At 75.3% G+C, this 14,437-nt stretch carries 12 protein-coding genes and 2 rRNA genes; 5 read left to right on the forward strand and 9 right to left on the reverse strand.

Annotation, left to right across the window (positions count from 1 at the left end; genetic code table 11):
• Nucleotides 1–7 precede the first annotated feature (7 nt).
• Both CHC04_RS23205 and CHC04_RS23210 read right to left on the reverse strand, forming a co-directional pair.
• Nucleotides 8–1,435 (reverse strand): MiaB/RimO family radical SAM methylthiotransferase, encoded by a 1,428-nt coding sequence (locus CHC04_RS23205; protein WP_089406334.1) that lies wholly within the window; start codon nt 1,433–1,435, stop codon nt 8–10.
• 65 nt (nt 1,436–1,500) lie between these two features.
• Nucleotides 1,501–4,035: a DNA translocase FtsK gene (locus CHC04_RS23210; RefSeq protein WP_089406335.1), complete on the reverse strand. Its 2,535-nt coding sequence runs from the start codon at nt 4,033–4,035 to the stop codon at nt 1,501–1,503.
• Nucleotides 4,036–4,109: 74 nt separating this feature from the next.
• On the opposite strand from CHC04_RS23210, the gene CHC04_RS23215 reads away from it, so the two are divergent.
• The 3 genes from CHC04_RS23215 (at nt 4,110) to CHC04_RS23225 (ending at nt 7,365) form a co-directional block, all read left to right on the forward strand.
• Complete coding sequence (locus CHC04_RS23215) at nt 4,110–6,065, forward strand: alpha/beta hydrolase family protein (protein WP_089406336.1); 1,956 nt, start codon at nt 4,110–4,112, stop codon at nt 6,063–6,065.
• Between the two features lie 89 nt (nt 6,066–6,154).
• A complete protein-coding gene (locus CHC04_RS23220; protein ID WP_089406337.1) occupies nt 6,155–6,688 on the forward strand; it encodes a sigma-70 family RNA polymerase sigma factor in 534 nt (177 codons plus the stop codon).
• Nucleotides 6,685–7,365 (forward strand): anti-sigma factor family protein, encoded by a 681-nt coding sequence (locus CHC04_RS23225; protein WP_089406338.1) that lies wholly within the window; start codon nt 6,685–6,687, stop codon nt 7,363–7,365. Before CHC04_RS23220 ends, CHC04_RS23225 begins: the two co-directional genes overlap by 4 nt.
• A gap of 102 nt (nt 7,366–7,467) precedes the next feature.
• Here the strand turns inward: CHC04_RS23225 and CHC04_RS23230 are convergent, their stop codons facing one another.
• Genes CHC04_RS23230 through CHC04_RS23250 form a run of 5 tightly spaced genes read right to left on the reverse strand, consistent with a single transcriptional unit; the run spans nt 7,468 to nt 12,719 of the window.
• Nucleotides 7,468–9,180 carry a ribonuclease J gene (locus CHC04_RS23230; RefSeq protein WP_089406339.1) on the reverse strand — a complete coding sequence of 571 codons (1,713 nt, stop codon included), beginning with the start codon at nt 9,178–9,180 and terminating at the stop codon, nt 7,468–7,470.
• A complete protein-coding gene (dapA, locus tag CHC04_RS23235; protein ID WP_089406340.1) occupies nt 9,177–10,091 on the reverse strand; it encodes a 4-hydroxy-tetrahydrodipicolinate synthase in 915 nt (304 codons plus the stop codon). The genes CHC04_RS23230 and dapA overlap by 4 nt, the downstream gene beginning before the upstream one ends.
• Nucleotides 10,088–10,654 (reverse strand): dihydrofolate reductase, encoded by a 567-nt coding sequence (locus tag CHC04_RS23240; RefSeq protein WP_089406341.1) that lies wholly within the window; start codon nt 10,652–10,654, stop codon nt 10,088–10,090. Before CHC04_RS23240 ends, dapA begins: the two co-directional genes overlap by 4 nt.
• Nucleotides 10,655–10,659: 5 nt before the next feature.
• On the reverse strand, nt 10,660–11,475 hold the full coding sequence (locus tag CHC04_RS23245) for a thymidylate synthase (protein WP_089406342.1): 816 nt from the start codon (nt 11,473–11,475) through the stop codon (nt 10,660–10,662).
• Between the two features lie 11 nt (nt 11,476–11,486).
• On the reverse strand, nt 11,487–12,719 hold the full coding sequence (locus tag CHC04_RS23250) for a winged helix-turn-helix domain-containing protein (protein WP_089406343.1): 1,233 nt from the start codon (nt 12,717–12,719) through the stop codon (nt 11,487–11,489).
• 61 nt (nt 12,720–12,780) lie between these two features.
• Here CHC04_RS23250 and CHC04_RS23255 point away from each other — a divergent pair, with 61 nt between their 5' ends.
• Both CHC04_RS23255 and CHC04_RS23260 read left to right on the forward strand, forming a co-directional pair.
• The gene (locus tag CHC04_RS23255) at nt 12,781–13,359 is read left to right on the forward strand and encodes a GNAT family N-acetyltransferase (protein ID WP_089406344.1); all 579 of its coding nucleotides are present in this window, start codon (nt 12,781–12,783) and stop codon (nt 13,357–13,359) included.
• Nucleotides 13,356–14,018 carry a DUF2461 domain-containing protein gene (locus CHC04_RS23260; RefSeq protein WP_089406345.1) on the forward strand — a complete coding sequence of 221 codons (663 nt, stop codon included), beginning with the start codon at nt 13,356–13,358 and terminating at the stop codon, nt 14,016–14,018. Before CHC04_RS23255 ends, CHC04_RS23260 begins: the two co-directional genes overlap by 4 nt.
• 104 nt (nt 14,019–14,122) lie before the next feature.
• Here the strand turns inward: CHC04_RS23260 and rrf are convergent.
• Both rrf and CHC04_RS23270 read right to left on the reverse strand, forming a co-directional pair.
• Nucleotides 14,123–14,239, reverse strand: a 5S ribosomal RNA gene (gene rrf / locus CHC04_RS23265).
• A gap of 119 nt (nt 14,240–14,358) precedes the next feature.
• Nucleotides 14,359–14,437, reverse strand: a 23S ribosomal RNA gene (locus CHC04_RS23270); the annotation flags it as partial.

The following is a 14,437-nucleotide window of genomic DNA, read 5'->3' on the forward strand; positions in this document are numbered from 1 at the left end:
CGCGACCTCACGCGGCCGGGACCGGGGCGAGCGCGGCGGCGACGAGGTCGACGCCCTCGGTGCCGACCACCTCGGCCCCGAGCAGCTGCCCGGCCCGCGCGTCGGCGGGGACGCCGGTGACCGTGGTGGTGCCGTCGGCGTCGGGGTCCTGGTGGGCGGCGTGCCCGGCCCAGCAGCCCGGCCCCTGCTCGTCCGACAGGTCCTCGGTGAGCAGCACCTCGACGCGGGTGCCGACGCGGTCCTCGGCGCGCTGGGCGGTCAGCTCCTCGACCAGGTCGGTGATCCGGCGGACGCGGGCGTCGATCTCCGCCCGGTCGAGCTTGCCGTCCAGGCCGATCGCCTCGGTGCCCTCCTCGTCGGAGTAGCCGAACACCCCGACGGCGTCCAGCCGCGCCCCGGTGAGGAACCGCTCGAGCTCGGCGACGTCGTCCTCGGTCTCCCCGGGGAAGCCGAGGATGACGTTGGTGCGGAAGCCGGCCTCCGGGGCGAGGGACCGGGCCCGCTCGACGAGCGCGAGGAAGTCGTCGGTGCCGCCGAAACGGCGCATCCGGCGCAGCAGGCCGGGCGAGGAGTGCTGGAAGGACAGGTCGAAGTAGGGCGCGACGCCGTCGGTGGCGGCGATGACCTCCAGCAGGCCCGGCCGCAGCTCGGCCGGCTGCAGGTAGGCCACCCGCACGCGGGCGATCCCCTCGACGGCGGCCAGCTCCGGCAGCAGCCGCTCCAGCGAGCGCAGGTCGCCGAGGTCCTTGCCGTAGGAGGTGGAGTTCTCGCTGACCAGCACCAGCTCGGTGACGCCCTGACCGGCCAGCCAGCGCGCCTCGGTGAGCACCTCGGCCGGCGGGCGGGAGACGAAGGAGCCGCGGAAGGTCGGGATGGCGCAGAACGCGCAGCGGCGGTCGCAGCCCGAGGCGAGCTTGAGCGCCGCGGTGGGGCCGGCCGCCAGCCGGCGCCGCTGCACCCAGCCGTGGCCCGGGATGACCGGCGCCTCGGGGGCGGCCGTGGCGGCGGTGCGGGCCACCGGGCTGATCGGCAGCAGCGTGCGCCGGTCGCGCGGGGAGTGCGGCACGAGCGGCCGCCCGGTGAGGACGTCGTCGAGCCGGTCGCCGATGGCGGTGTAGTCGTCGAAGCCGAGGACGGTGGCCTCGGGCAGCGCGCCGGCGAGCTCGGCGCCGTAGCGCTCGGCCATGCAGCCGACGGCGACGACGCGGGCGCCGCTGTCGGTGGCGGCGAGGATGGCGTCGACCGAGTCCTTCTTCGCCGACTCGATGAACCCGCAGGTGTTCACCAGCACCGCGTCGGCGCCCTCGGCGTCGTCGACGAGCCGGTAGCCGCCGGCGGCCAGCCGGCCGGCCAGCTCCTCGGAGTCGACCTCGTTGCGGGCGCAGCCGAGGGTCACCAGCGCCACGGTCCGGTCGGGGCTGGGCGCAGCGGTCACCGGTCCATCGTAGGTGCTGGTGGCGACCGACCCCGGCCGGAGCGGGGTGATGCTCCCCGCGGGGGTCAGTCCTCGCCGGCGGGCAGCGTGCCGCCACGGATGGTGAACAGCACCGACTCCAGCTCGTCGGGCTTGATCAGCACGTCGCGGGCCTTGGACCCCTCGGAGGGGCCGACGACGCCGCGGGTCTCCATGAGGTCCATGAGCCGGCCGGCCTTGGCGAAGCCGACCCGCAGCTTGCGCTGCAGCATCGACGTCGAGCCGAACTGGCTGGTGACCACGAGCTCGACGGCCTGGCACAGCAGGTCCAGGTCCCCGCCGATGTCCTCGTCGATCTCCTTCTTCTCGCCCTGCGCGGCGCTGAAGACCTCCTCGCGGTACTCCGGCTCGGCCTGCCGCTTGGTGAACTCGACGACGGCCTCGATCTCGCCGTCGGAGACGTAGGCGCCCTGCACCCGCTGCGGCTTGCCGGCGCCGATCGGCATGAACAGCGCGTCGCCCATGCCGATGAGCTTCTCGGCGCCGGGCTGGTCGAGGATGACCCGGCTGTCGGTCAGGCTGGAGGTGGAGAACGCCAGCCGGGAGGGCACGTTGGCCTTGATCAGGCCGGTGACGACGTCGACCGACGGGCGCTGGGTCGCGAGCACCAGGTGGATGCCGGCGGCGCGCGCCTTCTGGGTGATCCGCACGATCGAGTCCTCGACGTCGCGCGGGGCGACCATCATCAGGTCGGCGAGCTCGTCGACGATCGTGAGGATGTAGGGGTAGGGCCGGTAGACGCGCTCGCTGCCGGGCGGGGCGGTGATCTCGCCGCGCTCGACCTTGCGGTTGAAGTCGTCGATGTGCCGCACCCCGGTGGCCCGCATGTCCTGGTAGCGCTGCTCCATCTCCTCGACCAGCCAGGCCAGCGCGGTCGCGGCCTTCTTCGGGTCGGTGATGATCGGCGTGATCAGGTGCGGGATGCCGTCGTAGGGCGTGAGCTCGACCATCTTCGGGTCGATGAGGATCATGCGCAGCTGGTCGGGCGTGGCCCGCAGCAGCAGCGAGGTCAGCAGCGAGTTGATGCACGAGGACTTGCCGGCGCCGGTGGCACCGGCGACGAGCAGGTGCGGCATCTTCGCCAGGTTGGCCAGCACGAACTGACCCTCGATGTCCTTGCCCAGCCCGACCAGCATCGGGTGCTGGTCCTGCTTGGCCGCCGGCGAGCGCATGACGTCGCCGAGGCTGACCGTCTCGCGGTCGGTGTTGGGCACCTCGATGCCCACCGCCGACTTGCCGGGGATCGGCGCGAGGATGCGGATGTTGTCGTTGGCGACGGCGTAGGCGATGTTGCGGGTCAGCGCGGTGATCTTCTCGACCTTGACCGCGGGACCGAGGGTGACCTCGTAGCGGGTGACCGTCGGGCCGCGGGTCATGTCGGTGACGTCGGCGTCGATGTTGAACTGCTCGAGCACGCCGCGGATCGCCTCGATGGCGTCGTCGTTGGCCTTCGAGCGGGCCCGCGGCGGCGTGCCGGGGCGCAGCAGGCTGGTCGCCGGGAGCCGGTACTCGCCCTCGACCGGCTCGATGACGAGCTGCTGCGGCTCCTCGACCGGCTCCACCGGCTCGGGCGCGGCCGTGCGGTCGACCACCGGGGGCCGCGGCGCCGGGGGCTCCTCGGCGGGGACGGTGCGCACGGCCAGCGGCGCCTCGGCGTAGGCCCCGTGGTCGATCGGCCCGGTGGTGGTGAGGTCGGGGCCGTCCTCGGAGAGGACCTCGGCGAGCGCGGCGCGCTTCGAGCGGCGCGGCCGCGGAGCCTCCTCGGGCTCCTCGTCGTGGTCGTCGTCGTACCCGTCGTCGTCCCACTCCTCGCCGGAGCGGCCGGTGGTCCGGTCGACGAAGGCCCGCAGCCGCTCGGGCACCTGGTGCAGCGGCGTGGCGGTGAGGACCAGCAGCGCGAACACCGCCAGCAGCGACAGCAGCACGACCGCGACGACGGGACCGAGGCCCGCCGTCAGCGGGGTGCCGACCGCCCAGCCGACCAGGCCACCGGTGCCGGGCCGGCCGGCGACGGGATCGGCCGGCGTGCCGACGACGGAGGCGATGCCCAGCACCGCCAGCGTGGCGCACAGCCAGCCGATGGCCAGCCGGCCGCGGGCCTCCGGGCGCGGGGCGCGGCGCAGCAGCCGCAGGGCGGCGAGGAACAGCAGCGCCGGGAGCACGACCACCAGGGAGCCGACGACCCAGCGGACGGCGTCGGCCAGGCCGGCGCCCACCGGGCCGATGCCGTCGAACCAGGCGGCCGCGCCCAGGACGACGGCGAGGCCGAGGACGGCCAGGCCCGCGCCGTCGCGGCGGTGCTCGGGGGCGAGCGGCTCGGCCTCCTCCGGGCGGGCGACCGAGCGGGCCAGGCCGCCGGCGCCGCGGGCGAGCAGGCTCCAGGCGCCGGCGGCCGCGCGCCAGACGCCGGCGGCGGCGCCGGGGCTCTGCGCGGGCCGGCGGGCGGGGGGCTTGCGGTTGCCGTTGCGCGCGGGCGGCCGCTTGCCCGCCGCCGTGGACCCGGACCTCCCCTTCGGAGCCGAGCCGGACGGCCGGCGCGAGGGCGTGGTGCGGGCAGGCATGCGTCGAACGGTAGCCGCCGTCCAGGTCGCTCCCAGGCAGGCGCGAGCTCGTGTCCTGCCCCTACGGTCGGTCCATGCCGACTCCTCCGCCCGTCCCGTACGGCAGCTGGCCCACCCCGGTCACCTCGGCACTCGTCGTGCGCGCCGCCGCCCGGCTGGGCGAGGTCGCCGTCGGCGGCGGGGACGTGTGGTGGTCGGAGTCACGGCCCGGGGAGGGCGGCCGGTCGGCCCTGGTGCGCCGCTCGGCCGACGGCGCGGTCGCCGACGTGCTGCCGCAGCCGTGGAACGCCCGCACCCGGGTGCACGAGTACGGCGGCGGCGCCTGGGCGGTCGCCGGGGGCACGCTGTGGTTCACGCACTTCGACGACCAGCGGCTGTACCGCCTCGACCCGGGAGCCGCCGACCCGGTCGCCGTCACCCCGGCGCCGGAGCTGCCCGCCGGGGTCCGGTACGCCGACCTCGCGCCCACCGGCGACGGCGGGCTGCTGGCGGTCCGCGAGACGCACGCGGCGAGCGGCGCCGCGGCCGACGTCGTCAACGAGGTGGTGCGGCTGGCGGCCGACGGCACGGCGGAGGTGCTGGTCAGCGGGCCGGACTTCGTCTCCGACCCCCGTCCCGGCCCGGACGGGCAGCTGGCCTGGCTGCAGTGGGACCACCCGGACATGCCGTGGGACGCCGCCCGGCTGGTGGTCCGCGCCGCCGACGGCGCGGAGACGGTCGTCGCCGGCGGTCCCGGCGAGAGCGTCGTGCAGCCGGTGTGGGGGCCCGACGGCGGCCTGCTGTTCCTCTGCGACCGCAGCGACTGCTGGTCGCTGTACCGGTGGCGGCCCGGTGGCGCCGTCGAGACGGTGCTCGACGTCGGCCGCGACATCGGCGGCCCGCAGTGGCAGTTCGCCTCCAGCCGCTACGCCGTGCTCGCCGACGGGCGGCTCGTCGTGGCGGTGGGCGAGGAGGGCGGCGACGTGCTGGGCGTGCTCTCCGCCGACGGGGAACTGCAGCGGCTCGACGTCCCGTACCGCACCTTCCGGTACCTCCGCGCCCAGGGGACGGCGGTGGTCTGCGTGGCGGCGAGCCCGTCCACCGAGCCGGTGGTGGTGCGCGTCGACGTCGACGGCGGTGACGACGGTGGTGCGCCCGAGGTGCTGCGCCCGGCCCGCGACCTCGGCCTGGACCCCGCCTGGTTCTCGGTGCCCGAGCACGTGACCTTCCCGACGGAGGACCGCGGCACCGGGATCGGGGTCGCCCACGCCCTGGTCTACCCGCCGGCGAACCCCTCGGTGACCGCGCCGGAGGGCGAGCGCCCGCCGCTGCTGGTGGTCGTGCACGGCGGGCCCACGGCGGCGGCGCGGCCGGTGCTCGACCTGGAGGTGCAGTACTGGACGACGCGGGGCTTCTGCGTCGCCGACGTCGACTACCGGGGCTCGGTCGGCTACGGCCGCCGCTACCGCGACGCGCTGCGCGGCCGCTGGGGCGAGGTCGACCTCGACGACGTCGTCGCCTGCGCCCGGTTCCTCGCCGACGCCGGCCGGGTCGACCCCGCGCGCACGGCGATCCGGGGCGGGTCGGCCGGTGGCTACACGACGCTGGCCGCGCTCACCATGCGCCCGGGCGTCTTCACCGCCGGCGCCAGCCACTTCGGCGTCGCCGACCTCGGCGCGCTGGCCGCCGAGACGCACAAGTTCGAGTCCCGCTACCTCGACGGCCTGGTGGCGCCGTGGCCGGAGGGCGCCGACGTCTACGCGGCGCGCTCGCCGATCAACCACGTCGACGCGCTCGACACCCCGCTGGCGGTGTTCCAGGGCGAGGAGGACGAGGTCGTGCCGCCCGACCAGGCCGAGGCGATCGTCGCCGCGCTGCGGGAGAAGGGCGTCCCGCACGCCTACCTGCTGTTCCCGGGCGAGCAGCACGGCTTCCGGCGGGCGGAGAACATCCGCGCCGCGCTCGACGGCGAGCTGTCCTTCTACGCGCAGGTGTGGGGCTTCACGCTGCCCGAGGACGAGGGGATCGAGCCGATCACCGTCGTGCGGTGAGGACGGCCGGCGCCGTCGCCGGCTGAACCGGAGGGCCCCGGCGTGCGTACGTCCCCGTGACGGGCAGACGGAGCGCCGGGAGGTCGTGGATGGGACGGCACACGCCGGTGCCGGCGGCGGGGCTGGACGTGCGGGCGGCCTACGCCGCGCACGGCGCGGAGCTGTACCGCTTCGCGCTGCGGCAGCTCGGCGACGGCGGGGCCGCGCAGGACGTCGTCCAGGAGGTCTTCCTCCGCGCCTGGCGCGCCTCCGGCTCCTTCGACCCGCAGCTGGCGAGCCTGCGCACGTGGCTGTTCGCCATCGCGCGCAACGTGGTGGTCGACGAGGCCCGCCGGTTCGCCGTCCGGCCGTGGCAGCGGCACCTGACCGACGGCGCGGACGTCGACGGCCCGGCCGTGGCGGCCGCCGACGACGGGCTGGTCGACGCCTGGGTGGTGGAGGAGGCACTGCGGCGGATCAGCGCCGAGCACCGGACGGCGATCGTGCAGACGCACCTGCGCGGGCGGCCGTACGCGGAGGTCGCCGCGGAGCTCGGCGTCCCGGTCGGGACCGTCCGCAGCCGCGTGTTCTACGGGCTCAAGGCGCTGCGCCTGGCCCTGGACGAGATGGGGGTCGAGCCGTGAGCGGCGCACACGGGGACGCGCACCGGGAGCTGCGGGAGCTGCTCGGCGCCTACGCGCTGGGGCACCTCGGGCCGGCCGAGCGCGACCGGGTGCGGGCCCACCTCGACGGCTGCCCGGAGTGCCGCGCCGAGCTGGCCGGGATCGCGCCGCTGGCCGCCCGGCTGGCCGCCGTCGACCCCGACGCCCTCGACGCCACCCCCACTCCCCCGCCGGACCTCGGCGCCCGCGTCCTCGCCCGCATCGCCGAGGAGGAGCGGCGGGTGGTGCCGCTGCGCCGGGCGGTGGTGCGGCGCCGGGTGCTGGCCGCCGCGGCGGTGGCCGGGGTGGCCGCTGCGGGTGGCGCGGTCGGGTGGGCGCTGCGCCCGGTGTCCGACCCGGTGCCGCTGGAGCCGGTGGCGGTGCAGGCCGTGGACCCCGGCGTCGAGGCCAGCGCGCAGCTGGTGCCGCACACCTGGGGCGTGGAGGTGAAGCTGACCGGCACCGGGTTCGCCGCCGGCGAGGTCTACCGGGTGGCGGTCACCGACGACGCCGGCCGCGAGGTGCCCGCCGGGGAGTTCCTCGGGGTCGGCCCGCAGCAGATGCGCTGCAACCTCAACTCCTCGGTGCTGCGCGACGACGCCGTCGGCTTCGAGGTGGTCGACGCCGACGGCGAGGTGGTGGTCCGCTCGCGGTTCTGAGCCCGCCGTCGGGGAGGCCCGGCGCGGCGCCGGCCCCCGTGCCCGGCGCCCGCGCCGGGCACACCGGGGACTACGGGCGCCGCGCCCGCGGTGTTCAGGGACCTAGACCTCGAGGACGGTCGGGATGATCATCGGCCGGCGGCGGTGGGTGTCGCTCACCCACTTGCCCACGGTCCGGCGGATGGTCTGCGACAGCCGGTGGGCGTCGGACTGCCCGTCGGAGAGCTCCCGCTTGAGGTTCTCCTCGACCAGCCGCAGCACCTCGTCGAACGCCGTGGGGTCGTCGGAGAAGCCGCGGGTGGACAGGTGCACCGGCCGCACGATGGTGCCGGTGGAGGGCTCGACGACGACGGTGAGCGCGACGAACCCCTCGTCGCCGAGGATCCGCCGCTCCTGCAGCGCCTCCTCGCCGACGTCGCCGACGTTGAGGCCGTCGACGTAGACGTTGCCCACCGGCACCGACCCGGTGATCGCGGCCTTGCCGTCGACGAGGTCCACCACGACGCCGTCCTCGGCGAGGATGACCCGGTCGGCGGCCATGCCGGTCTCCTCGGCGAGCGCCGCGTGCGCCCGCAGGTGCCGCCACTCCCCGTGCACCGGCATCACGTAGCGGGGCTTGGCCACGTTGAGCAGCGTGCGCAGCTCCCCGGCGGGGGCGTGCCCGGAGACGTGCACGCGGGCGGTCTCCTTGTGCACGACCGTGGCGCCGAGCCGGGCGAGCCCGTTGATGACCTTGTAGACGGCGGTCTCGTTGCCGGGGACCAGCGAGGAGGCCAGCACGATGGTGTCGCCGGCCTCGATGGTGACCTGGTGGTGCTCGCCACGGGCCATGCGGCCCAGCGCCGACAGCGGCTCGCCCTGCGACCCGGTGCTGACCAGCACGACCTGCTCGGGCGGCATGCTCGTGGCCTCGTCCAGGGCGACCATCAGGCCGGGCGGCACGCGCAGCAGGCCGAGGTCGCGCGCGACGCCCATGTTGCGGACCATCGACCGGCCGACGAAGGCGACCTTGCGGCCGTGCATCTCGGCGGCGTCGAGCACCTGCTGGATGCGGTGCACGTGGCTGGCGAAGCTGGAGACGATCAGCCGCTGGGTGGCGCGGCGGAAGACGTCCTCGAGCACCGGGCCGATCGAGCGCTCGGGGGTGACGAAGCCGGGGATCTCGGCGTTGGTGGAGTCGGCGAGCAGCAGGTCGATGCCCTCGAGGCCGAGCCGGGCGAAGGCGCCGAGGTCGGTGAGGACGCCGTCGAGCGGGAGTTGGTCCATCTTGAAGTCGCCGGTGTGCACCAGGACGCCGGCGGGCGTGTGCACGGCGACGGCCAGCGCGTCGGGGATCGAGTGGTTGACCGAGATGAACTCGCAGTGGAACGGCCCGGCCACGTGGTCGTCGCCGGCCGCGACCTCGACCAGCGTGGGGACCAGCCGGTGCTCGCGCAGCTTGGCCGCCACCAGGGCGAGGGTGAACCGGGAGCCGACCAGCGGGATGTCGCCGCGCAGCCGCAGCAGGTAGGGGATGGCGCCGATGTGGTCCTCGTGCCCGTGGGTGAGGACGACGGCCTCGATGTCGCCCAGCCGGTGCTCGATGACCCCGAAGTCGGGGAGGATCAGGTCGACGCCGGGCTGCTCGGCCTCGGGGAAGAGCACGCCGCAGTCGATGACCAGCAGCTTGCCGTCGAACTCGAGGACGGCCATGTTGCGGCCGATCTCGCCCAGCCCGCCGAGGGCGATGACGCGCAGCCCCCCGGCCGGCAGCGGCGGCGGCGTCTTGAGGTCGAGGTGGGGCTGGCCGGCCTGTCCGGCGGAGCTGACGGTCACTTCACGTGGGCCTCTCGGAGGTGGACCCCGCCGTCGGCGAGGTCGACGCGCAGCTGCGCGATCTGCTCGGGGGTGGCGTCGACCAGCGGCGGACGCACGGGACCGGCGGGCAGCCCCAGCTCGCGCAGCGCCGCCTTCACCATGATGACGCCCTGGGTGCGGAAGATGCCGGTGTAGAGCGGCAGCAGGCCCTGGTTGACCTCCCGCGCCTTCACCAGGTCGCCGGACTCGACGGCGGCGATCAGCTCGGCCAGCCGGGCGCCGGCCAGGTGCCCGACGACGCTCACCACGCCGACCGCCCCGAGCGCCAGCAGCGGCAGGTTGAGCATGTCCTCGCCGGAGTAGTAGGCCAGGTCGGTGCGCGCCCGCGTCCACGCGACGGCGCCGAGGTCGCCCTTGGCGTCCTTGACCGCCACGATCCGCGGGTGCTCGGCGGCCCGCACCAGGGTCTCGACCTCGATCGGCACCACCGAGCGCGGCGGGATGTCGTAGAGCATCACCGGCAGGTCGGTGGAGTCGGCGACGGCGGTGAAGTGCCGCAGCAGACCCGCCTGCGGCGGCTTGTTGTAGTACGGGGTGACCACGAGCAGCCCGTGCGCGCCGATGCGCTCGGCGTCGCGGGCCCGGTCGATGCTGTGCGCGGTGTCGTTGGTGCCCACCCCGGCGATGACCACGGCGCGGTCGCCGACGGCGTCGACGACCGCCTTGAGGACCGCGCGCGACTCGCCGTCGCGGACGGTCGGCGACTCCCCCGTCGTCCCCAGCACGACCAGGCCGTCGTGGGCCTCCCGGTCGACCAGGTGCGCGGCGAGCTCCTGCGCCCCGGCGGTGTCGATCGAGCCGTCCTCGGTGAACGGGGTGACCATCGCCGTGAGGACGCGCCCGAACGGCCGGGCGGGGTCGGAGGTCATGCAGGCGAATCTACCGACCGTCCCGGCCGGTCTCCGGATCTACCGACCGTCGCGGCCGTCCCCGGCCCGGCAGGGGGGGTGCGCCGGTACTCGGTGACGGCGTAGCGCAGCCCGGTCGCCGAGGTGGCCCAGCCCTCGCCGGGGGACCGGGTGACCGGCTGCCACCGGCCGTCGAGGGCGGGGGCGCGGGTGTCGCCGTCGACGGCGAGGTCGACGTCGGTGACGACCAGCCGGCCGGCGTGCGGGAGGAACGCGGTGTAGATGGCCGCACCGCCGATGACCCAGCAGCCGGGGGCGGTGGCGAGCACGTCGGCGACCGAGCCGGCGCGCTCGGCGCCGTCGGCGGCCCAGGCGGGGTCGCGGGTGAGGACGACGTTGCGCCGCCCCGGCAGCGGGCGGTTGCGCGCGGGCAGCGACTCCCAGGTCCGCCGTCCCATGACCACGGTGCCGCCGGAGGTCAGCTCCTTGAACAGCCGCAGGTCCTCGGGCAGGTGCCAGGGCAGCCTGCCCCCGGCGCCGATGACCCGGTCGCGGGCCTGCGCCCAGACCAGCGAGACGGTCACACGGGTCAGACCGCGACGGCGGCGCGGATGGCCGGGTGCGGGTCGTAGCCGTGCAGGGTGAAGTCCGTGAAGGCGTGGTCGAACAGCGACGGCGCCGGCGCGATCTCCAGCGTCGGGAACGGCCGTGCCTCGCGGGAGAGCTGCTCGCGCACCTGCTCGACGTGGTTGCTGTAGACGTGGCAGTCGCCGCCGACCCAGATGAACTCGCCGGGCTCGAGGCCGACCTGCGCGGCGACCATGCGGGTCAGCAGCGCGTAGCTGGCGATGTTGAACGGCACGCCCAGGAACATGTCGGCGCTGCGCTGGTAGAGCTGGCAGGACAGCCGGCCGTCGTGCACGGCGAACTGGAACAGCGCGTGGCAGGGCGCCAGCGCCATCCGGGGCAGCGCGGCGACGTTCCACGCCGAGACCACCATGCGCCGGGAGTCGGGGTCGGTGCGCAGCGTGTCGAGGACGCCCTGGATCTGGTCGACCGCGCCGCCGTCGGGCGTGGGCCAGGACCGCCACTGGACGCCGTAGACCGGCCCGAGGTCGCCGTCGTCGTCGGCCCACTCGTCCCAGATGGTGACGCCCTGCTCCTGCAACCAGCGCACGTTGCCGTCGCCGCGCAGGAACCACAGCAGCTCGACGGCGACCGAGCGGAAGTGCACCTTCTTCGTCGTGACCAGCGGGAAGGACTCGGCGAGGTCGTAGCGCAGGCGCTCCCCGAAGGTGCTCACGGTGCCGGTGCCGGTGCGGTCGGACTTCGGTGTACCGGTCTCGAGGATCCGCCGCAGGAGGTCCTCGTACTGGGTGTCGACCGGTCCGCTGCTGCTCCCCACGACGGGCCAGCCTAGGCGACGACCGGGCGCGGGCCGGGCAGCGCGCAGGTGAGGTCGGCCGCCAGGTCCCCGCGCCCGGCGACGGCGACGTCGTCGAGCTCGGACCAGTCGGCCATCAGCCGCAGCTCGGCGGCCAGCGCAGCGGCCACCTCGGCGCGGTCGACCCCGGCCTCGGCGTGGGCGGCCTGCACGCGCAGCACCCCGGCCTGCCGGTCGGCCTTGAGGTCGGCGCGGGCCACCAGCCGGTCGCCGAGCAGGAACGGCAGGACGTAGTAGCCGTGCACCCGCTGCGCGGCCGGGGTGTAGATCTCCAGGCGGTAGCGGAAGCCGAAGATGCGCTCCACCCGCGGCCGCTCCCAGACCAGCGAGTCGAACGGCGAGAGCAGCGCCTGCGCGCGGATCCACCGCGGCCGCCGGGCCGCCGGGTCCAGCCAGGCCGGGGCGCCCCAGCCGGCCACCTCGACCGGGAGGAGCTCGCCGGCCTCCGCCAGCTCGGCGATCGCCTGCCGGGCCGGAGCCGGGCGGAGACGGAAGTAGTCGCGCAGGTCGCGCTCGGTGGCCACGCCGAGGGCGCGGGCGGCGGTGCGCACCAGCTCCCGGACGGCATCGGCCGGCTCCGGGGTGGGGGTCTGCAGGACGGCGGCGGGCAGGACGCGCTCGGTGAGGTCGTAGACCCGCTCGAACGACGTCGTCCGCGCGCGGGCGGTGAGCGCGCCGGTGTAGAAGAGCCACTCCAGGGCCACCTTGCCGGCGTGCCAGTTCCACATGCTCCCGGGCCGGTCGGGCCGGGGCTCGGCCAGGTCGCTGGCCTTCGTGGGCCCCTGCTCGCGGACCCGGTCGAGCACCTCGCTGACGTAGCCGGGCCGCTCCCGCTGGATGCGGACCATGGAGCCCCAGGCGTGCTCCTCGGCCGCGGCCATCCGCCACCGCAGGTGCGGGTGCAGCCGCACGGGGAGGTAGGACGCCTCGTGGGCCCAGTACTCGAACACCTCGGAGCGGCGGGCCACGAAGTCGTCGAGGACCGGCCGCCGGTAGGCGCCCAGCCGACTGAACGCCGGCAGGTAGTGCGAGCGGGAGAGCACGTTGACCGAGTCGATCTGGACGACGGCCAGCCGGTCGGTCATCCGCCGCAGCCGGCGGCTGTCGACGACGCCGTCCGGGCGCGGGTCGGCGAACCCCTGTGCGGCCAGCGCGATGCGCCGGGCGAGCGCGGCGGGCAGCCGTTCGGCGGTCGGGGCGGGCACGCCCGCGATCCTGCCCCCGTCCTGTGACGTTCTCCTCCCCGGTCGGACCTAGGCTCCCCGCGTGGACCCCCGGACCCCGTTCCCGCGCCTGACCGGCACCGCGGACGTGTCGGTGCGCCCCGCGGTCCCGGCCGAGGCGGCCGAGGTGGCGCGGGTGCAGGAGAACGCCTGGCGCACCGCCGCCGCGCTGCCCCCCGCGGTCCTCGACGGCTGGGACGTCGCCTCGGCCACCCAGGCGTGGACGGCGGCGATCGCCTCCCCACCGACCCCCGGGCACGGGGTCCTCGTGGCGACCGACGACGGCCGCGTCGTCGGCTTCGCCGCCTACGGTCCCGCGGAGGTCGGGCCCGGGGAGGACCCACACCCGGCCGGGCCGACCAGCGAGCTCGCCGTCCTCCTGGTGGAGCCGCGCTGGGGACGGCGCGGGCACGGCAGCCGGCTGCTCGCCGCCGTCGCCGACCTCACCCGGTCGACCGGCGCCGCACGCCTGCAGACGTGGGTGCCCGAGGGCGACCGGGTCACCGCCGGGTTCCTCGAGTCGGCCGGCTGGGACCGGGACGGCTGGGTCCGCACGCTCGACGCCGCGGGGACGCCGCTGCGGGAGGTCCGCTGGCACACGCTCCTGGAGGACGCCGCATGACGTTCGCCGGTTTCCCCGACGAGGGCCTGGTCTTCTACGAGGGCCTGGAGGCCGACAACTCCAAGACCTACTGGACGCGCTCGAAGGGGGTCTACGACTCCTGCGTCCGCGCGCCGATGCAGGCGCTGGTCGACGCGCTGGCGCCCGAGTTCGGGGCCGCGAAGCTCTTCCGGCCCTACCGCGACGTCCGCTTCAGCAACGACAAGACGCCGTACAAGACCCACCAGGGTGCCGTCGTGGTGCCCGAGGGCCGCGGAGCCGGCGCCTGGTACGTCCAGATCTCCGCGGAGGGCCTCAGGGTGGCCGGTGGCGCGTGGCGACTGGAGTCCGACCAGGTGGAGCGCTTCCGCCGGGCGGTCGCGGACGACGTCCAGGGCCCCCGGCTGCGCGACGAGGTGCACCGCCTGGCGGCGGCCGGCTGGGAGATCGACGGCGACCGGCTCACCCGCGCGCCCAAGGGCTACGAGGTCGACGACGACCGTGCCGACCTGTTGCGCCACCGCTCGCTGCACGCGGGGCGGCTGTTCGAGTACGCGGAGTGGCTGCACGGCCCGGCTGCGCTCGACCGCGTCCGTGACGCCTGGCGCGACCTGGTGTCGCTCAACGCCTGGTTCGCCGACAACGTCGGCGCGACGACCAAGGAGTCCCGTCGCCGGTGACTGGTCGCGGGAGAGCGCTCGCGTGAGGACGCGCGGACGGGAACGTCCTGGAGATGCCGCAGGGCCCCGCACCGGTGTCCGGTGCGGGGCCCTGCTGAATGGTTGTCCGGCGGTGTCCTACTCTCCCACCCCGTCTCCAGGGCAGTACCATCGGCGCTGAGAGGCTTAGCTTCCGGGTTCGGAATGGGACCGGGCGTTTCCCTCTCGCCATGACCGCCGTAACACTGTGAACAAACCAACCGCTGGCCCCTCGGGCGGGTTGGTGCGTTCAGAACCGCACAGTGGACGCATGTGTGTGAGTCACCCCTGACGCAGAACTCGACTGCGCGCAGGTAGGGGTGTGGTCAAGCCCTCGGCCTGTTAGTACCGGTCAGCTCCACACCTCGCGGTGCTTCCACTTCCGGCCTATCAACCCGCTG

Source organism: Geodermatophilus saharensis (assembly GCF_900188205.1).
GTDB classification, from domain to species: Bacteria; Actinomycetota; Actinomycetes; order Mycobacteriales; family Geodermatophilaceae; genus Geodermatophilus; species Geodermatophilus saharensis.

Excerpts from the sequence above, each read along its gene's own strand:
- CHC04_RS23260 (WP_089406345.1), top strand. The coding sequence starts at position 13,356 with ATGACGTTCGCCGGTTTCCCCGACGAGGGCCTGGTCTTCTACGAGGGC.
- CHC04_RS23210 (WP_089406335.1), bottom strand. The coding sequence starts at position 4,035 with ATGCCTGCCCGCACCACGCCCTCGCGCCGGCCGTCCGGCTCGGCTCCG.
- CHC04_RS23220 (WP_089406337.1), top strand. The coding sequence starts at position 6,155 with ATGGGACGGCACACGCCGGTGCCGGCGGCGGGGCTGGACGTGCGGGCG.
- dapA (WP_089406340.1), bottom strand. The coding sequence starts at position 10,091 with ATGACCTCCGACCCCGCCCGGCCGTTCGGGCGCGTCCTCACGGCGATG.
- CHC04_RS23215 (WP_089406336.1), top strand. The coding sequence starts at position 4,110 with ATGCCGACTCCTCCGCCCGTCCCGTACGGCAGCTGGCCCACCCCGGTC.